Here is an 18,635-nt window from a genome sequence, read left to right on the forward strand (position 1 = left end):
ACGAGCTCCTTACGTGATGACGATCTGGGGGTGTATGTCGGCGTAGACCTCGCCGTCGAAGTCGCCGGCGACCGGCGCGGCCACGGCGGCCGCGCCCAGCGCCGCGGCCCGCCGCAGCCGGTCGGGCCACGGGGAGCCCTCGACCAGGCCCAGCGCCAGCCCCGCGACCAGCGAGTCGCCGGCCCCGGTCGGGTTTCCCCGCACGGTGTAGGGCATCCGCGCCCGGAAGGTGCCCTCGCCCGTCACGGCGAGCAGCCCGTCGGCGCCCATGGAGACGACCACGGCCTCGGCCCCCCGCTCGCGCAGCGCCTGGGCGCCCTCCTCGGGGGTGCCGCCGGGAACCGCCCTGGCCAGCTCCTCGGCGTTGGGCTTGACGACGGCCGGACGGCCCTCCGGCGCGTGCCGCAGCGGGTCGCCGTCTGCGTCGACGATGGCCGGCACGCCCGCGCGGGCGGCGACGGCGGCAAGTGTCGCGTAGAAGTCGGCGGGGACGCCGCGCGGCAGGCTGCCGGAGACCACCACCGCGTCGGCCCCGGCCAGCAGCGACCTGTAGTGCTCCACGAACGCGGCCAGCTCGGCCGCCGTCACCTCGGGGCCGGGCTCGTTGAACAGTGTGGCCCCGCCCGGCTCGGAGACCACCAGCGTGGTGCGGGACTCGGCGGCGATGCCCGTCAGCGCGGCGGGCAGCCCCGCGGCTTGCAGGTCGTGCTCGATCGCGCGACCCGTGGGCCCGCCCGCCAGCCCCGTGACCAGGACCTCCTGGCCGAGGGCGGCCAGCACGCGGGCCACGTTGACGCCCTTGCCGCCGGCCCGCCGGTGGACGGCGCCGACCCGGTTGACGCCGTCCCAGGCGACGGACGGGACCTCGTAGGTCACGTCGAGCGCGGCGTTGAGCGTCACGGTGATGATCATCAGGGCTCCGTGATCCAGTCGCCGTTCTTCATCACGCCGTCGACCTCCAGCTCGCCGGAGAGCACCACCAGGTCGGCCGCCTTGCCGACGGCGATCGAACCGATCTCCTCGGCCAGGCCGAGCACCCTGGCGGGGGTCAGCGAGGCCACCTGGACCGCGTCGGGCAGCGACATGCCGAGCTCGCGCACGCCGCGGCGGAAGGCGGCGTCCATGGTGAGGGTGGAGCCCGCGATGGAGCCGCCCTCGACCAGCCTGGCCACGCCGTCGGTCACGCGCACCCGCATGGGACCGAGCACGTAGTCGCCGTCGCCGAGGCCCGTGGCCGCCATCGCGTCGGTGATCAGCACCGTCCGGCCGGGCCCGGCCACCTCGTAGGCCAGGCGCAACATCGCCGCGTGCACGTGGACGCCGTCGTTGACCAGCTCGACCGTGACGCGCTCGTCCTCCAGCAGGGCGGCGATCGGGCCGGGCGCGCGGTGGCCGAGCTGCGGCATCGCGTTGTACAGGTGGGTGGCGACGGTGGCGCCCGCCTCGATGGCGGCGATCGCCTGGTCGTAGTCGGCGTCGCTGTGGCCGAGCGCCGCGATCAGGCCCTCGCCGACGGCCGTGCGGATCGTGTCGAGGCCGCCGGGCAGCTCGGCGGCGAGGGTGACCATGCGCGCGTGCCCGCGCGCGGCCTTGACCAGCCCCGACAGCTCCTGCGGCGACGGCTCGCGCAGCAGGGCGGGGTTGTGCGCGCCGCAGCGGGCCTTGGCGATGTACGGCCCCTCGAAGTGGATGCCCGCCAGTAGCCCCTCCTCGCACAGCTCGGTCAGCGAGGAGGCGGCCCTGGACAGCTCGTCGAGCGCGTCGGTGACCAGGCTGGCCATCATCGTGGTCGTGCCGTGCCGCCGGTGCAGGGCCACGGCGTCGCGGGCCTTGTCCTGGTCGCCGGTGGGGAACGACCCGCCCGCGCCGCCGTGGTTGTGGATGTCGACGAAGCCGGGGACGACGTGCCGCCCCCCGAGGCTCAGGCCGGGGCTGGGGGCCGATCCGTGGCCGACATGCGTGATGCGGCCGTCTTCGATGGTCAGCCACCCTTCGTGCACCCCTTCGGGGGTCACGATCCGGGCGTCGGCGAGAGTAAGGCTCATGAAGAAAGGATCACAGATCGCGTGAGGTGCATGGGCTCGTCGGGGTTCAGCCCACGGGCGAAGGCCCGCGCGACCGCCACCCGCTGGGCGCGCACCAGCTCGGCCATGGGGTCGAGGCCGCTGTCGAAGAACGTGCCGCCGGTCGCCTCGACCTGCTCGCGCAGGCCCTCGGGGGCGTCGCCGAGCATCCACGTGACGCGGCCGGGGCCCGCGATGCTGATCGGGCCGTGCCGGTACTCCATCGCCGGGTACGCCTCCGTCCACGACCGGGACGCCTCGCGCATCTTCAGCGCGGCCTCCTGGGCCAGGCCGACCGACCAGCCGCTGCCGAGGAAGCTGAACTGCTCGGCCTCGACGAGCCCGGCGGGCAGCGGCTCGGCCAGGGCCCGCTCGGCGTCGGCGATCGCGCCGGTCAGGTCCTCGCCGAGGCTGGCGCGGAGCATGGCGAGCTGGGTGGTGGCGAAGCGGGTCTGCACGACGGAGCTCTCGTCGGCGTAGTCGAGCACGATGACCTCGTCGGCGGCCGTCATGACCGGCGTCTTCGGGTCGGCGGTGATGGCCGTCGTGCGGGCGCTCGTCCTGGACAGCAGCTCCAGCACCTCGGTCGTGGTGCCGGACCGGGTCAGCGCGAGCACCCTGTCGTAGGAGCGGCCGACCGGCGCCTCGGACGCGGCGAACGCGTCGGTCTCGCCCAGCCCGGCCCGCTCGCGCAGCGTGGCGTAGGCCATCGCGATGAACCAGGACGTGCCGCAGCCGACGACGGCCACCCGCTCGCCGGGCTCGGGCAGCGCGCCCGCGGGCACGTCGGCAACCGCGCGGCGCCAGCAGGACGGCTGGGACTCGATCTCGGCTTCGGTATGGGTGGTCACCGCGTTCCTCCCCGTTGGTGTTTGTTTCTGCCTTTTTTATACAGTAAAAGCGCAGTTTTGTGCAGTGGTCGCTCTCGCCTCCCTGCCTGTGCCACGCTTGATCCCGTCCGGATCTCATTGGAGGCTTCGTGTCCCGCTACGATCGCTGGAACGCCATCCTGGAGCTGCTCGCCCAGGAGGGCAGGCTGTCGGTGGAGGAGGCCGCCCAGGCGCTCGACGTCTCGACCGCCACGATCCGGCGTGACTTCGACCAGCTCGCCCAGCAGCAGATGCTCATGCGCACGCGCGGCGGAGCCGTCGCCCAGAGCGTCAGCTACGACCTGCCGCTGCGCTACAAGACGGCCAGGCACGCCGACGAGAAGCACCGCATAGCGGCCGCGGCGGCCGACCTGGTGAGCGCGGGCGCCGTGGTCGGGCTCAACGGCGGCACCACCACCTCCGAGCTGGCCCGCACCCTCGCCACGCTGTCCACGCTGGAGAGCGGGTTCACGATCGTCACCAACGCCCTGAACATCGCCGCCGAGCTGACCGTGCGGCAGCACGTCAAGATCGTGGTCACCGGCGGGGTGGCCAGGCAGCAGTCGTACGAGCTGATCGGGCCGCTGGCCTCGGGCGTGCTCGAACAGGTCACCCTCGACGTGGCCTTCCTCGGCGTCGACGCGATCGACGTCGAGCTGGGCGCCTCGGCCCACCACGAGGGCGAGGCCAGCGTGAACAACCTGCTGATCAGCCGGGCCGCCCAGGTCGTCGTGGTGGCCGACTCCTCCAAGGTGGGCCGGCGGGCCTTCTCCCGCATCTGCCCGATCGAGCAGATCGACACGCTGGTCACCGACGAGCGGCTCTCCGACGAGCTCACCGGCCGGCTCACCGACGCGGGCGTCAAGGTCGTACGCGCCTGAGCCGTCCCTTGCGTTACATGGAACCGGGCGTACGGGTAGGTACTGACCGCAGTCGATGCAAGGGGAGACGATGACGGCGGGTAGGAGCGTGGCCCGGCTCGGGCCCACCGAGCGCGCGGCGGCGCTGGCGGAGATGTCCGCCCAGGAGTTCGACGTGGTCGTGGTCGGCGGCGGCGTGGTGGGGGCGGGCACCGCGCTCGACGCCGCCACCCGGGGCCTCGACGTGGCCCTGCTGGAGGCCCGCGACTTCGCCTCAGGCACCTCGTCGCGCTCGTCCAAGCTCATCCACGGTGGCCTGCGCTACCTGGAGCAGCTCAACTTCGACCTGGTGCGCGAGGCGCTGCAGGAGCGGGCGCTGCTGCTCCAACGCTTGGCGCCGCACCTCGTCCGGCCGGTGCCGTTCCTGTTCCCGATGACCCATTTCGGGTGGGAACGCGGGTACGTGGGCGCCGGCGTGGCGCTCTACGACACGCTCGGCTTCGCCTCCGGGGTCACCCGCGGGGTGCCGGGCCATCGGCATCTGTCCAGGTCACGGGCGTTGCGGCTGGCCCCGGCGCTGAAGAAGAGCGCACTCACCGGCGCCGTCCAGTACTGGGACGCCCAGGTCGACGACGCCCGTTACGTGATGACCATGCTGCGCACCGCCGCCACGTACGGCGCCCGGATCGCGCCGCGCGCCCAGGTGGTCGGGTTCCTGCGGGAGGGCGAGCGGGTCACCGGCGTGCGGGCGCGCGACCTGGAGACCGGCGCCGAGTTCGACGTACGCGCCCAGCAGGTCGTCAACGCCACGGGCGTGTGGACCGACGACATCCAGGAGCTGGTCGGCGGGCGCGGTCAGATCCACGTACGGGCCTCCAAGGGCATCCACCTGCTGGTGCCGCGCGACCGCATCCACTCCCGCACCGGCATCATCCTGCGCACGGAGAAGTCGGTGCTGTTCGTGATCCCGTGGGGCCGCCACTGGATCATCGGCACCACCGACACCGAGTGGACACTCGACAAGGGCCATCCGGCCGCCTCCCGGGCCGACATCGACTACCTGCTCGACCACGTCAACGCCGTGTTGTCGGTGCCGCTGACCCGCGACGACGTCGAGGGCGTCTACGCCGGGCTGCGCCCGCTGCTGTCGGGGGAGTCCGACGAGACGTCGAAGTTGTCGCGCGAGCACGTCGTGGCGCATCCGGTGCCGGGGCTGGTGATGATCGCCGGCGGGAAGTACACGACGTACCGGGTCATGGCCCGCGACGCGGTGGACGCGGTGGCGCACGGGCTCGACCAGCGGGTGCCGCGCTCGTGCACCGACCGCATCCCGCTGGCCGGGGCCGAGGGCTACCAGGCGCTGTGGAACTCCCGCTACCGCCTGGCCCACACCTCGGGCCTGCACGTCGCCCGGATCGAGCACCTGCTCCAGCGCTACGGCTCGCTCATCGACGAGGTGCTCCAGCTGATCGAGGACGATCCGTCGCTGGGCCGGCCGCTGGCCGGGGCCGACGACTACCTGCGGGCCGAGATCGTCTACGCCGCCACCCACGAGGGCGCCAGGCACCTCAACGACGTGCTGACCAGGCGCACGCACATCTCCATCGAGACCTTCCACCGCGGCCTGGCCGTGGCGCAGGAGGCCGCCGAGCTGCTGGCCGGGCCGCTCGGCTGGGACGCCGAGCAGGTGAAGCGCGAGGTGGAGTACTACACCAAGCGCGTCGAGGCCGAGCGGCGCTCCCAGGAGCAGGACTCCGACCAGGAGGCCGACGCCATCCGGCTGGGCGCCCCCGAGATCGTGCCCGTGGTCGCGCCGGAGCGCGGGTGACCGTTCCGGCGGACCGGTCACCCGCCCGCACGCGGGTCAGCGCAGCGGGATCCAGGCCTGACGGGCCAGCGTCGTGGCGTCGTTGACCTGGAGGCCGTCCCAGGACAGCGTCCAGAGGGCGTCGCCGATGACGATCGAGCGCTGGATGCCGGGCTGGTAGGTGTAGTCCTTGTCCTGGTGGGTGGGGTGCTTGATCATGCCGAGCCTCTTGACGGCCGAGTCGTCGATCTTCAGCACGAGCGCGCCCGACTCCTTGGGGGTCATCAGCGGGAGCACCGACAGGCCGGTCTTCGGCCAGTACAGGAACGCGTGCGGGTCCCACTCGGCCTCGGAGCCCGACTCCTTCTGGAAGAGCTGCGACAGCCTGCGCGGGGCGGCCGGGTCGCTGACGTCGAACAGCGAGACCTGCGTGCCGAGCGTCCTGCCCTTGTCGCTGGCCTCCTGGCCGATGCCGATCAGCCGGCCGTCCGCGCCGGGGTGCAGGTAGGCCGAGTAGCCGGTGATCTTCAGCTCGCCGGTCACCTTGGGGGCGGCCGGGTCGCGCAGGTCGAGCGTGTAGAGCGGGTCCACCTGCTTGAACGTCACGACGTAGCCCACCGGGCCGATGAACCGGACCGAGTAGATGCGCTCGCCCTTCCCGAGGCCGCCGACCTCGCCGGCCTTGGCCATGGTGGCGGCGTCGAGCACGTACACGCTGCTGGCGCTGTTACCGCCGTCGGTGGAGGTGAGGGTGGTGGCGACGCGGAGGTGGCTCTCGTACTCCGACAGCGAGTACTGGTTCAGCAGGCGGCCGGGGACCTTGCCGGAGGCCACGTACGAGGGGGCGCCGGCGGCGCTGATGTCGAACCGGTGGACCTCGGTCTCCTCGGGCGGAGCCGTGGGGGTGGGCTCGGGTACGGGCTCGGAGGTGGCGGGCGTGGCCGGGGCGCTGCTCGTCACGGCCGGGTCGCTCGGGGTGGGCTCGACGGCCGGGGCGGCGCCGTCGGTGGCCGTCGGCACGGGCTCGACCGGCATCGGCTCGGTGACCACCGGGAACCACCAGCGGGGGTTGCTGGCGACGTACAGGCTCGTGCCGCTGCCGTAGACGGTGTCGCCGTCGGCGGCCAGGCTGATGGGCTCGGTGCCGGTCGCGGCGACGTCCTGGGTCAGGTCGATGCTGTGGACGGTGAGCAGCGAGGTGCCGGTGTAGTCGGCGGGGTGGCTGACCCGCTCGCACTTGACCGTGTCCTTCTTGACCGCGCCGGACCCGCCGGTGATCTCGACCGTGGGCAGCCAGGCGGACAGCGGCGCCCGCCGGACGACGTCCTGGTTGGCCTTCTTGCGGTCGGCCTCGGAGGCGTCCGGGCTCTTGGGCTCGGGGAAGGTGATGTCGGGCTGGCTGCGGGTGACGAGCCGGACCGTGGAGCCGATCATCCTGGCGTCCACGTACGAGCCCTGCGCCCGGATCGTGCTGAGCACCTTCGGCTGCCCGGCCAGGTCGACCACGACGTAACGGGTCTCTCCGGGCGGCGCGAAGGACTTCACCATGATGTCGCCGCCGCGGAACAGCACCAGCGCGCGGTCGCCGGAGAGCAGCAGGTCGGCGGGGGCGAAGGTCGGCTCGTCCTTCTTGGTGAGCTTGAGCGAGGCGGTGACCTTCTTGGTCGCGGTGTCGATGACCCGCAGGGTGCCGTCCACGACCGTGACGATCCGGTTGCCGTCGGTCTTGACCAGGTCGGGCTCGTCCACGCCCGCCTCGTGCACGTTCGTGGTGGAGTGCTCTGGGGTGTCGGAGGTGGTCTTCGCCCGCGCGGTGGCGGCGGTGTCCTCCATGTACATGATCTGCGGGCCGCCGAACCCCCACGGGCCGACGTTCTCCGCGGCGTGCTCCCGCAGGCCCGACAGCATGTCGTCGCAACTGTCGTAGGCGACCAGGCGGACGGCGTCGAGCGTGACCTTCGGCACGGGCGCCTGGCCGGTGGCCGCCGAGGTGCAGGCCGTCGTGGCCATGGCGAGGGCCGCGGCGGTCACGGCCGTACGGAACAGCGTCTTCATGACCTCCATGACGGCTGCGCGGGCCGGATGGTTCAGGAGCCCTTGGCCGGGTTGGCGGTGAAGACCGGGCTGAAGTCGACGTCTTCCGGCACGTCGAGGATCTTGCGGAGCAGGGTGCCCTTGAGGTCGACGACCTGGATCTCGTCCCTGGTGTTGTTGTCCTGCTCCCAGCAGTAGAGGTGGGTGTCGTCGTACCAGCCGAGCACCTTGTCGCAGTCGGAGGCGAACTTGTGCGTGCGGTCGCCCGACTTGACGTCCCACACGCAGGTGTCGCCGTCGCTGCCGTTGGGGCAGGTGGACAGGAACGACTCGCCCGAGGGGGAGAAGACGTCCTGGGTGCCGGCGGGCAGCGTGCCGATCGAGCGCAGGTCGCGGGTGGCCTTGCCGTCGGCGTCGAAGAAGCGCAGGCCGCGGTTCTTCTCCGGGCCGAAGGTGTTGATCACGCCCGTGCCCTCGCCGTCCCAGCCGAAGGCGGTCTTGCGGACGGCGGAGTCGTCCACCATGACGGTCTTCGCCTTCTTCGTGGCGACGTCCACGATGACGAATCCGGGGTAGGTCCAGGTTTCGCCGCTCTTCCGCTCGATGTTGAGCAGGATCTTGGAGCCGTCCTCGGACCAGCCGCGGATGCTGGCGATCAGCGGGCCGCGGACGGTCTTGATCGTGGTGCGCTCGCCCGTCTGGCGGTCGCTGACGATGATGTAGTCGTAGTTGTCGTCGGTGTACTTGCGGCCGCGGGTGGCCAGGTAGCGGCCGCCGGGGGAGACGTTCGACTCCCAGTTGCCGGCGTACTTGCGGAACGGCCCGCGCAGCGAGTCCCTGGCGTGGTCGATCCAGTCCTCCTTCTTCTTGTCGTAGATCTCGTAGGAGGTCAGGACGATCGCGTCGGAGGTGTTCTCGTACAGGCCGATCGCGGCGCCGGGCAGCGCCTTGCGCGGCCCCTCCTCGGGGACGGAGACCGGCGCGACCGACGCCGCGACCGACGGCGTGGCGGGCGGCACGCTGCGCCCGGACGGCTGGGCGGACGCGGGCGTCGTGTGGCCGCCGTCGGCGGCCAGGGTCGTCCTGTTGTTGGCGATGAGCACGGCGAGCCCGGCCAGCACGAGTAAGGCGACGGCCAGCGTGGCCCCGATGACCAGCGGCGCCCTGCTCTTGCCGGCCGGCCGCCGGGGGTGGACGCCCGGGTGGGTGGGCTGCGCGTACGGGCCCGGCGGGTGCCACTGCTGCTGCGGGTACGGCTGCCGGCCCCCCGGCACCGGCCCGGTCATCGGCCCGTGCGGAGGCCCCTGTGCGGGCCCGTGCGGAGGCCCCTGCGGAGGCCCCTGCGGAGGCCCCTGTGCGGGCCCGTGCGGCGGCCCCTGCGGGTGCTGCTGCGGCGGCCCCGCCATCGGCCCCGCCACCGGCCCGGTCATGGGCGGCCCGGCGGGGACGGCCTCGGCGGCGGCCGCGGCGAGTATGGGCGAGTTCGCCGGCATCGGGTGCTGGAGCAGGCGCATGATCACCTGCTCGGCCGTCGGCCGCTGCGCCGGGTCCTTGGCCAGGCACGCGGCCACGACGTCACGCAGCGCGCCGTCGAGCACGCCCAGGTCGGGCTGCTGGTTGAGGACCCGGTTGATCACCGCGGGCATGGTGTCGCTGCCGAACGGCGCCCGCCCCGACGCCGCGTAGACCATCGCGCTGGCCCACGAGAACATGTCGGCCGCCGGCCCGGCGGTGTGGCCCATGATCTGCTCGGGCGGCATGTACGACGGCGTGCCCACGACCATGCTGCTGATCGTCGAGGTCGCGTTGAGCGCCCGCGCGATGCCGAAGTCGATCACCCGCGGGCCGTCCGCGCCCAGGATGACGTTGGCGGGCTTGAAGTCGCGGTGGACGATGCCGGCCTGGTGGATGGCGGCCAGCGCGGTCGCGGTGCCGATGGCCAGCCGGTGCAGCGTGGACCCGGTGCGCGGCCCCTCCTCCTGCACCACCCGCTGCAGCGATGGCCCCTCGATGAACTCGCTGACGATGAACGGCCGGTCCAGCTCGACGCCGGTGCCGAGGACGGCCGCGGTGCAGAACGGCGCCACCTGCTGGGCGACCTGGACCTCGCGCAGGAACCGCTCGACGCTCACGTCGTCGCCGGACAGGTCGGGGCGCAGCCATTTGACGGCGACGTGCGCGCCGGAATGATCTTTCGCGAGGTAGACGACGCCCTGGCCGCCCTCGCCAAGCCTGCCGAGGAGGTCCATGCCGGCCAGACTCGCCGGATCTCCCGGGCGTAGCGGAGCGAACGATGGCATAAGAGGATTCTGACCCCACCCCGCGAATCCGCAAAAACTACCCGCCGGTAGCCAAGCGGAATATCCTTCGGGCATGCACGTCACGTCCAGCGGCAAGACCCGGGAGATCACCGCCCCCTTCACCGGCGAGCCGCTCGCCGAGCTGCCCATTTCCACGGCCGACGACGTACGCCTGGCCTACGAGCGCGCCAGGGCCGCCCAGGCCGAGTGGGCGGCCAGGCCCGCCGCGGCGCGGGCCAGACCGTTCCTGCTGCTGCACGACGCCATCCTCGACCGCAGGGACGAGATCCTCGACATCGTCCAGAACGAGACCGGCAAGGCCCGCAAGCACGCCTTCGAGGAGGTGCTCGACGTCGCCGGGTGCAGCCTCTACTACGCCCGGCGGGCGTCCGGCCTGCTCGCGCCGCGCACCCGCAAGGGCATCTTCCCCGGCGCCACCCGGGTGACCGAGCTGCGCCAGCCCAAGGGCGTGGTCGCGCTGATCTCCCCGTGGAACTACCCGCTCTCGCTCGGCGTCACCGACGCCGTGCCGGCGCTGCTGGCCGGGAACGCGCTGGTGCACAAGCCGGACACCCAGACCGCCATGTCCACCTTGTGGACCATCGACCTGCTGGCCGAGCTGGGCATGCCGCGCGAGATCTGGCAGGTCGTGCTGGGCGAGCCCGCCGAGATCGGCGACGCGCTGCTCGACGACGCCGACTACGTCGCGTTCACGGGTTCGACCAGGGGCGGCAGGAAGATCGCCGAGGAGGCGGCCAAGCGGCTCATCGGCTGCTCGCTGGAGCTCGGCGGCAAGAACCCGATGGTGGTGCTCGACGACGCCGACGTGCCGCTCGCCGTCCAGGGGGCGATCCGGGCCTGCTTCACCAACGCCGGCCAGCTCTGCCTGTCCATCGAGCGGCTGTACGTGCACACGTCGGTGTTCGACGACTTCGCCGCGCGCCTGGTCAGGCAGGTCGGCAACCTCAAGCTCGGCGCGGGCCACGACTGGTCGGTCCAGATGGGCTCGCTCACCTCGCAACGCCAGCTCGACGCGGTCAGCGCCCACGTGGACGACGCCGTGGCCAAGGGCGCGACCGTGCTGACCGGCGGCCGGGCCAGGCCCGACCTCGGCCCGCTGTTCTACGAGCCGACCGTGCTCACCGGCGTGCGCGACGACATGGACCTGTGCCGCAACGAGACGTTCGGGCCGGTGGTCGCCCTCTACCCCTTCGACTCGGAGGAGGAGGCGATCGAGCTGGCCAACGACACCATCTACGGCCTGAACGCCTCCATCTGGACCACCGACCCGGCCCGCGGCCGCGCCCTGGCCGCCCGCGTCAAGGCCGGCACGGTCAACATCAACGAGGGGTACGGCTCGGCCTACGCCTCCTACGACGCGCCCATGGGCGGCATGAAGGCGTCGGGCCTCGGCCGCCGGCACGGCGCGGAGGGCCTGCTGCGCTACACCGAGTCCAAGACCGTGGCCTCGCAGGCGTCCTGGCTGGGCTTCGAGCCGCCCTTCGACCTGACGTACGAGACGTGGGCCGACGTCCTGGCCGGCACCCTCAAGGCGATGCGGAAGCTGCGGATCAAGTGACGTTCGACGTTCTGGTCATCGGGTCGGGGTTCGGCGGCAGCGTCTCGGCGCTGCGGCTGAGCGAGAAGGGGTACAAGGTCGGCGTGCTGGAGGCGGGCCGCCGGTTCGACGACTCCGCGCTGCCGGCCACCTCGTGGAAGCTGCGCGACTTCCTGTGGGCGCCCTGGCTCGGCATGAAGGGCATCCAGCGCATCCACGTGCTGCGCGGCGAACGCGGCACCGGCGTGATGGTGCTGGCCGGAGCCGGGGTGGGCGGCGGGTCGCTGGTCTACGCCAACACCCTCTACGAGCCGCTCGACCCGTTCTTCCGCGACCCGCAGTGGGCCGGCATCACCGACTGGAAGGCGGAGCTGGCCCCCCACTACGACCAGGCCAGACGCATGCTCGGCGCGGTCACGAACCCCACCGTCACCCGCGCCGACGACGTCATGCGCCGGGTCGCCGAGAAGATGGGCGTGGGCGACACCTTCCACCTGGCCCCGGTCGGCGTCTACTTCGGCGAGGACGGCGTCGACCCGTACTTCGGCGGCGCCGGGCCGCGGCGGCGCGGCTGCATCGAGTGCGGGCAGTGCATGACCGGCTGCCGCCACGGCGCCAAGAACACGCTGGTCAAGAACTACCTCCACCTGGCCGAGCGGGCGGGGGCCCGGGTCTACGCCGAGTGCACGGTCACCTCGGTGCGCCCGCTGCCCTCCGGCGGCTACCGGGTCGTCGCCCGCCGGACGGGGTCGGCGCTGCGCCGCCGTTCGTTCACGGCCAAGCAGGTGATCTTCGCGGCCGGCACGTACGGCACCCAGCGCCTGCTGCACAAGCTGCGCGCCACCGGCGACCTGCCCGGCCTGTCGCCCAGGCTCGGCACGCTGACCAGGACCAACTCCGAGGCCCTGCTCGGCTTCGAGCGCACGTCGGCGGGCGGCGAGAAGCTCAACAAGGGTGTGGCCATCACCTCCTCCATCCACCCCGACGCCGAGACCCACATCGAGCCCGTGCGTTACGGCGACGGCTCCAACGCCATGGGCCTGCTGCGCACCCTGCTCGTGGACGGCGGCCAGCCGAGGTGGCCGGCGCTGTTCCGGGAGATCGCCGCGCGGCCCCTGGAGGCGCTGCGGCTGCTCGACCTGCGCCGCTGGTCGGAACGGACCGTCATCGCGCTGGTCATGCAGGCCAAGGACAACTCGATCACCGTCCGGCGCACCCGCTGGGGTTTGCGGTCGGCCCGCGGCCACGGCGAGCCCAACCCGACCTGGATCCCGGCCGGGCACGAGGCCGTCCGGCACGCGGCGGCCGAGATCGGCGGGGTGCCCGGCGGCACCTGGCTCGACCTGTTCGACATCCCGACGACGGCCCACTTCCTGGGCGGCTGCGTGATCGGCGACTCGCCCGAGACCGGCGTGATCGACGCCTATCACCGCGTCTACGGCCACGAGGGGCTGCACGTCGTGGACGGCTCGGCGGTGTCGGCCAACCTCGGGGTGAACCCGTCGCTCACCATCACCGCGCAGGCCGAGCGGGCCATGTCCCTGTGGCCCAACGCCGGCGACCCCGATCCCAGGCCCGCCACGGGCTCGCCGTACGTCCGGCTGCCCCCGGTGGCGCCCCGCCGGCCCGCCGTGCCGGAGCGGGCGCCGGGGGCACTCCGTCTGTATACACTGTAAACGTGAGCGAACGAGGGACGGCGGCGCGCATCGAGGCCGTGGCCCGGCAGATCCTGCTGGAGGAGGGCGCCGACGCCGTCAGCATGCGGCGGGTCGGCGAGGCCGTGGGCGTCACCGCCATGGCCATCTACCGGCACTTCCCCAACAGGGAGGCCCTGCTGCGCGCCGTCGCCGACGCCGCCGCCCGCGAGCTGGCCGAGGCGTGGACCCGCAGGCCCAGCGCGGGCGACGTGGAGCAGCGCATGATGGCGGCGCTCGACGACTTCCTCGACTTCGCGCTCGGCAGCCCCCACCTGTACAACTTCCTGACCTCCGACGCCTGGGCGCGGGCCCGCCGCTTCCCCGAAGACTTCCGCGACGGCCAGGGCCCGCCGTTCAGCGTGGTGGTGGCGCTGGCCGAGGAGGGCATGCGCGCGGGTGTGCTGCGCGAGGACGACCCGCTGGAGACCGCGCTCGCGGTCACGGCGAGCACCCAGGGCCTGGTCCAGCAGTACCTGAGCGGCCGGATGAGCATGGCCGAGCCCGACTTCCGCGCCCTGTGCCACCGCACGGTGACCCGGGTGCTCAACGGCGTGCGGAATAAACCTTCTGTGCCCCTTTGTCCTTGACGGACATGAAGATTCGTTACGCCGGTGGCCCGACCGCCGTCATCGAGCTGGGCGGCGTCCGGCTGCTGGTCGACCCCACCTTCGACGCGCCGGGCGACCACCCGGTCGGCGCCAGGGTGCTCAAGAAGACGGCCGGCCCCGCCTTCGGCCCCGACGAGGTGGGTCCGGTGGACGCCGTGCTGCTCTCGCACGACCAGCACCCCGACAACCTCGACGACGCGGGCCGCGCGTTCCTCGCCGCGGCCCCGCTGGCGCTGTCCACCGCCTCGGCGGCCGAGCGCGTCGGCGAGCCGGTGCGCGCCCTGCCCAACTGGAGCGAGACCGAGGTCGGCCCGCTGCGGGTGACCGGCGTGCCCGCCCAGCACGGCCCCGACGGGACCGAGCACCTGACGGGCGAGGTCACCGGCTTCGTGCTCAGCGGCGAGGGCCTGCCCACCGTCTACGTGAGCGGCGACAACGCCTCGCTCGACGTCGTGCGGGCCGTGGCCGCCAGGTTCCCGCGGATCGACGTGGCGCTGCTGTTCGCGGGCGGCGCGCGCACCCCGCTCGTGGACGGTTTCCTGACGCTGACGAGTGAGGACGCCGTCACCGCCGCCGACATCCTGGGCGCGCGGCACGTCGTCCCGCTGCACTTCGAGCAGTGGGCGCACTTCACGCAGGGCCGCGACACGCTGGAGAAGGCGTTCGCCGGGCTCGGCGAGCGGTTCGTGCTGCTCGCCCCTGGCGAACAGGTCGAGCTTTCCTGAGCTCGTCCTGACAGGGTGGTCCGGTGAGCTGGAGCACGCGCGCGCTCGACGCGCTGGCCGCCGGGCCGCCGACCAGGCTGATCGACTTCCCCGTCCGGGTCCCCGGCGTGCGCCTGCTGCTGAAGGACGAGTCCGGTCAGCCCACGGGCAGCCTGCGGCACCGGCACGCCAGGGCGCTGTTCCGGCGGGCCGTGCTCGACGGCTCGATCACCGAGGGCACCACCGTGGTCGAGGCCACCGGCGGCAACGCCGCGGTCGCGCAGGCGTGGTTCGCCCGGCGGCTCGGCCTGCCCTACGTCGTGGTCATGCCGGGCGCGCCCGACCCGGCGCGGGCCCGCGCGGTCGAGGCGCTGGGCGGCGAGTGCAGGTTCGTCACGCCGCCCCTGGCCATCTACGACGCGGCCAGGGAGGCGGCCGGTGAGGCCGGGGGCCACTACCTCGACCAGTTCGGCCGGGCCGCGCCGCACGACCTGGCCGAAGAGCTGTTCGACCAGGTCCGTCCCGACTGGGTGGTGACCGGCGCGGCCACCGGCGCGACCTCGGCCGCGCTCGGCGCCGCGGCCGGGGCGCACGGCTGCCGGGTGGCGGTCGCCGATCCCGACAACTCCGCCTACTTCCCGGGCTGGACCCTCGACGTGCCCGACTACGCCACCGGCATGCCCTCGCGGATCGAGGGCGTCGGCCGTCCGCGCGTGGAGCAGGGGTTCCGGCCCGACCTGGTCGATCTGGTGGTGCCGGTGCCCGACGCGGCGAGCGTGGCGGCGGCCAGGCGCATCAGGGAGGTCACCGGGCTGCCGGTGGGCGGCTCGTCCGGCACCGCGCTGTGGGCCGCGCTCGAACTGGCCGGGCGCATGCGGGCCAGGGGCGAGAGCGGCACGATCGTCTCGCTGGTGGGCGACGCGGCCGAGCGGCACCTGGCGACGTACCACGACGACGCCTGGGCCGCCGGCAAGGGCCTCGACGTCGCCGGCCGCCTCACCGAGCTGCGGCAGCGGGTCTGATCCAGCCTTCCAGCCCCGCCAGGAAGTCCTCGAACAGGTGGCGGTGGATCGTGTGCTCGGCCCCCGTGACCACGCGCACCTCGAACCCCTTGCCCCGCAACTCCTCCTGGAACGCCGGCGGCACCAGGAAACTCGGGTCGGCCACCTGCACCAGCGACGGCACGACGGGAGCGGGCGTGAAGTCCATGCCCGACGCCTCGACGAGCGACAGCGCCGACCCGCGGTCCCAGCGCGCGAGCATCTCGACCTCGACCGCCACCTCCTCGGCCGAGAAGCCGGGGTGCAGGGCGGCGATCAGCTCGCCGGTCTCGTCGGTGAAGCCGGCCATCGACTCCAGGGCGCCGCTCTCCGGCGTCGGCAGGCGGAAGGCCGGGTCGGAGTAGATCGCCCGTCCGGGCATGAGCCGTTCGACGGCGAGGCCGAGCGTGAGGCCGCCCAGGGAGTGCCCGATGGCCAGCTCGGGGCGCGCGGGCACCGACTCCGCCAGCGACGAGGCGAACAGCTCGGGCGGGTAGGCGTCGGCGCGGGGGCTCTCGCCGTGGCCGGGCAGATCGACGGCGATGACCCGGTAGCCGCGCGCGGCCAGCTCGGGGCCCACCCGCCACCAGCATCGCGAGTCGGCCATGATGCCGTGGACGAGGACGGCCAGGCGGTCGCCCGAACCCCATTCACGAGTGTGCAGCTTCATGCGGCGGCCTCTCCTGATTATACGTATAAGCAGTTGATACCATCCACCCCGTGAACACGACAAGGGGGGACCGTCCGCCGACCAGCGTGGACGTGGCCAGGGCCGCGGGAGTGTCCCAGGCCACGGTCTCCTACGTGCTCACCGACAACCCCCACGCCCGGGTGAGCGAGGAGACCCGCAGGCGGGTCCGCGACGCCGCCGCCCGGCTCGGCTACGTCCCCGACGCCGCCGCCCGCGCGCTGCGCACGGGCCGCAGCGACATCGTGCTCATGCCGCTGTCGCGGGCCAGGACGGGCCGGCTGGCGCAGCAGGTGTCCGAAGAGCTGGAGGAGGAGTTCAGGACCCGCGGTTACACCCTCGTCCAGTACGGCGAGCGCACCCTCAAGGGCGTGGCGGCGGCCAGGAGCTGGCTCGCCCTGCGGCCCTCAGCTGTCCTCGTCGAGGCCGCGCGGCTGACCAGGCCCGCCGTGGACCTGCTGCACGCCTCGGGCGTCCGGGCCGTCGTCGGCCTGTCCGACCAGCCCTCGCCGCTGGTGCCGGCCGTGGTGTTCGACCACCGGGCCCTCGGCGCCGTGGCCGCCCGCCACCTGGTCGCGCGGGGGAGCAGGCGGCTGGCGGCCGTCGTGCCCCGGGAGGAGGGCGTCGACGCCATGGGGCGGGCCCGGCTGGCGGGGGTGCGGGAGGTCGTTCCCGGGGCCGCGCGCATCGACCTGGCCTTCTCCGAGGAGGAGGCGGGGCGGGTCGTCCGCGCGGGCGACCTGCCCGACGGCGTCTTCGCCTACAACGACGAGTACGCGATGCTGCTGATCAGCGCGTTGCAGGACGCCGGTCTGCGGGTCCCCGGCGACGTCGCCGTGGTCGGGGCCGACGACCTGCCGATCTGCACGCTCATGCGGCCCCGGCTGACCAGCGTGCACTTCGACGCCACCGCCAGCCCGGCCGATCTGGCGGAGGAGATCGACGGGATCGTCCGCGGTGTGCGGCCGTCGGTGGCGGGCGAGGTCGTCGCCCGGTTCGAGCCCCGGCTGGTGGTCCGGTCCAGCGCCTGAGGCGCGTAACGAGGGTCCAGCGCCTGAGGCGCGTAACGAGTTGGACGCGCGTCTTGTCAGCCCTTCCCGCGCGACCTACAGTCCAGAGCAATCGTCGGTGATACGTATCACCATCGCTCGGAGAGGTCCCCCCATGGCTGAAGTTCTGAGCGGCGCGCACCGGGAGACCCGGCGCCTCGGGCCGCTCTACCTGACGCTTCCGCTGGCCAACGTCGCCGTCATGTTCCTGTGGTTGAGCGTGGGCGCGTTCGTCCTGCCCGTTCACGTGCAGCGCATCACCGGCGTCAACGACGTGGCCGCGCTGGGCCTGGCCAACTCGATCGGCCCGCTCATGGCCACGCTCGCCAACCCGGTCTTCGGCCAGATCTCCGACCGGACCAGGTCGCGCTTCGGCCGGCGTTCGCCGTGGATACTCGGCTGCGTCCTGCTCGGCGTGCTCGCCCTGCTCGCGCAGGCCAATGCGGGCAGCGTGCTCATGCTCGGCGTCAGCTGGGCGGGCGTGCAGACCATCATGAACGGCTACCAGGCCGCCATGACCGCGATCCTGCCCGACCGGGTCCCGCCGAGCCGGTACGGCACCTACTCCGGCCTGTTCGGGCTCGGCATGCCGCTGGCCACGATCGCGGCGGCGATCATGTTCATCGTGTTCCCGCAGTTGGCCGCCGGCGGGGCGTACTACGTGGTGATGGCGCTGCTGCTGGTCGCGGCGGTGCTGGTCGTGGTCGCGACGCCGGACACGTCCTCGGTGGGGATGGCGCGCGAGCCGTTCGGGCTGGGCGCGTTCCTGGCCGGGTTCCTGCGGCCGCTGAAGACCCCGGACTTCGCCTGGGCCTTCGTGTCGCGTTTCGGCGTCATGCTCGGATATTTCGTCATCTTTACCTTCAACCTCTTCCTCCTTGAGGACTTCATCAAGATCCCCAAGGGCGAGGTGGTCGCCACGATGGGCCTGCTGATGCTCATCGGCCAGGCCGCCACGCTGCTCGCGGTGCTCGTGATCGGCCCGATCTCCGACCGCCTCGGCCGCTTCCGGCTGTTCGCGCTCGTCGCCGGGCTGTCCTCGGCGGTGTTCCTGGGCATCCCGCTGGCGATGCCGACGTTCGAGGGCATGATCGTCTACAACGTCGCGCACGGCATCGCGTTCGGCGTCTACATGGCCGTGGACATGGCCCTGGTGACGAAGGTGCTGCCGGACCCCGGCGACGCGGGCAAGGACATGGGCGTCCTCAACATCGCCAACGCCGGGCCGCAGATCCTTGCGCCCGCCCTCGCCGCCGTCGTGGTGGGGACGGGCGGCTATCCGGCGCTGTTCGTCGTGGGCATCGTGATCTCGCTGGTCGGCTCCGTCGGGGTCCTCAGGATCAGGGGTGTGCGCTAGC

General features: G+C 72.8%; 15 protein-coding genes. 9 read left to right on the forward strand and 6 right to left on the reverse strand.

All coding sequences use genetic code 11. The features are described 5' to 3' along the window. Positions 1 to 9: 9 nt before the first annotated feature. From ACIBQ6_RS39450 to ACIBQ6_RS39460, 3 genes are read right to left on the reverse strand one after another with little or no spacing between them, the layout of a single operon-like run. Positions 10 to 912 carry a 1-phosphofructokinase family hexose kinase gene (locus ACIBQ6_RS39450; protein ID WP_358282194.1) on the reverse strand — a complete coding sequence of 301 codons (903 nt, stop codon included), beginning with the start codon at positions 910 to 912 and terminating at the stop codon, positions 10 to 12. Further along, positions 912 to 2,045 carry an N-acetylglucosamine-6-phosphate deacetylase gene (nagA, locus tag ACIBQ6_RS39455; protein WP_397218274.1) on the reverse strand — a complete coding sequence of 378 codons (1,134 nt, stop codon included), beginning with the start codon at positions 2,043 to 2,045 and terminating at the stop codon, positions 912 to 914. The genes ACIBQ6_RS39450 and nagA overlap by 1 nt, the downstream gene beginning before the upstream one ends. After that, complete coding sequence (locus ACIBQ6_RS39460; protein ID WP_397218275.1) at positions 2,042 to 2,914, reverse strand: SIS domain-containing protein; 873 nt, start codon at positions 2,912 to 2,914, stop codon at positions 2,042 to 2,044. Before ACIBQ6_RS39460 ends, nagA begins: the two co-directional genes overlap by 4 nt. A gap of 128 nt (positions 2,915 to 3,042) precedes the next feature. Between ACIBQ6_RS39460 and ACIBQ6_RS39465 the strand changes: the two genes are divergently transcribed. Then, a complete protein-coding gene (locus ACIBQ6_RS39465) occupies positions 3,043 to 3,813 on the forward strand; it encodes a DeoR/GlpR family DNA-binding transcription regulator (protein ID WP_358282199.1) in 771 nt (256 codons plus the stop codon). Positions 3,814 to 3,883: 70 nt separating this feature from the next. Then, positions 3,884 to 5,620, forward strand: a complete 1,737-nt coding sequence (locus ACIBQ6_RS39470) for a glycerol-3-phosphate dehydrogenase/oxidase (protein ID WP_352362815.1) — start codon at positions 3,884 to 3,886, stop codon at positions 5,618 to 5,620. A 36-nt stretch (positions 5,621 to 5,656) separates the two neighbouring features. Here the strand turns inward: ACIBQ6_RS39470 and ACIBQ6_RS39475 are convergent, their stop codons facing one another. Continuing rightward, positions 5,657 to 7,654: a beta-propeller domain-containing protein gene (locus ACIBQ6_RS39475; protein WP_397218276.1), complete on the reverse strand. Its 1,998-nt coding sequence runs from the start codon at positions 7,652 to 7,654 to the stop codon at positions 5,657 to 5,659. Between the two features lie 32 nt (positions 7,655 to 7,686). Further along, positions 7,687 to 9,882, reverse strand: a complete 2,196-nt coding sequence (locus ACIBQ6_RS39480) for a protein kinase (protein WP_397218277.1) — start codon at positions 9,880 to 9,882, stop codon at positions 7,687 to 7,689. A 124-nt stretch (positions 9,883 to 10,006) separates the two neighbouring features. Between ACIBQ6_RS39480 and ACIBQ6_RS39485 the strand changes: the two genes are divergently transcribed. Genes ACIBQ6_RS39485 through ACIBQ6_RS39505 form a run of 5 tightly spaced genes read left to right on the forward strand, consistent with a single transcriptional unit; the run spans position 10,007 to position 15,522 of the window. Then, positions 10,007 to 11,512: a succinic semialdehyde dehydrogenase gene (locus ACIBQ6_RS39485; RefSeq protein WP_397218278.1), complete on the forward strand. Its 1,506-nt coding sequence runs from the start codon at positions 10,007 to 10,009 to the stop codon at positions 11,510 to 11,512. Continuing rightward, complete coding sequence (locus tag ACIBQ6_RS39490) at positions 11,509 to 13,167, forward strand: GMC family oxidoreductase (RefSeq protein WP_358282207.1); 1,659 nt, start codon at positions 11,509 to 11,511, stop codon at positions 13,165 to 13,167. Before ACIBQ6_RS39485 ends, ACIBQ6_RS39490 begins: the two co-directional genes overlap by 4 nt. A 2-nt stretch (positions 13,168 to 13,169) precedes the next feature. Next, positions 13,170 to 13,775 carry a TetR/AcrR family transcriptional regulator gene (locus ACIBQ6_RS39495; RefSeq protein ID WP_358282209.1) on the forward strand — a complete coding sequence of 202 codons (606 nt, stop codon included), beginning with the start codon at positions 13,170 to 13,172 and terminating at the stop codon, positions 13,773 to 13,775. A 5-nt stretch (positions 13,776 to 13,780) separates the two neighbouring features. After that, the gene (locus ACIBQ6_RS39500; protein WP_364338170.1) at positions 13,781 to 14,521 is read left to right on the forward strand and encodes an MBL fold metallo-hydrolase; all 741 of its coding nucleotides are present in this window, start codon (positions 13,781 to 13,783) and stop codon (positions 14,519 to 14,521) included. A gap of 23 nt (positions 14,522 to 14,544) precedes the next feature. Then, positions 14,545 to 15,522 (forward strand): pyridoxal-phosphate dependent enzyme, encoded by a 978-nt coding sequence (locus ACIBQ6_RS39505; RefSeq protein WP_397218279.1) that lies wholly within the window; start codon positions 14,545 to 14,547, stop codon positions 15,520 to 15,522. Here ACIBQ6_RS39505 and ACIBQ6_RS39510 read toward each other — a convergent pair. Continuing rightward, complete coding sequence (locus ACIBQ6_RS39510; protein ID WP_397218280.1) at positions 15,497 to 16,210, reverse strand: alpha/beta fold hydrolase; 714 nt, start codon at positions 16,208 to 16,210, stop codon at positions 15,497 to 15,499. The genes ACIBQ6_RS39505 and ACIBQ6_RS39510 overlap by 26 nt on opposite strands. A 50-nt stretch (positions 16,211 to 16,260) precedes the next feature. Here ACIBQ6_RS39510 and ACIBQ6_RS39515 point away from each other — a divergent pair, with 50 nt between their 5' ends. Together ACIBQ6_RS39515 and ACIBQ6_RS39520 are read left to right on the forward strand one after the other, a co-directional pair. Further along, on the forward strand, positions 16,261 to 17,259 hold the full coding sequence (locus ACIBQ6_RS39515; protein ID WP_397218282.1) for a LacI family DNA-binding transcriptional regulator: 999 nt from the start codon (positions 16,261 to 16,263) through the stop codon (positions 17,257 to 17,259). Positions 17,260 to 17,392: 133 nt separating this feature from the next. Continuing rightward, positions 17,393 to 18,634, forward strand: coding sequence for an MFS transporter (locus ACIBQ6_RS39520; protein ID WP_397218283.1), 1,242 nt, complete (start codon positions 17,393 to 17,395; stop codon positions 18,632 to 18,634). The last annotated feature ends 1 nt before the right edge of the window (position 18,635 follow it).

Source organism: Nonomuraea sp. NPDC049655 (assembly GCF_044465465.1).
Lineage (GTDB): Bacteria > Actinomycetota > Actinomycetes > Streptosporangiales > Streptosporangiaceae > Nonomuraea.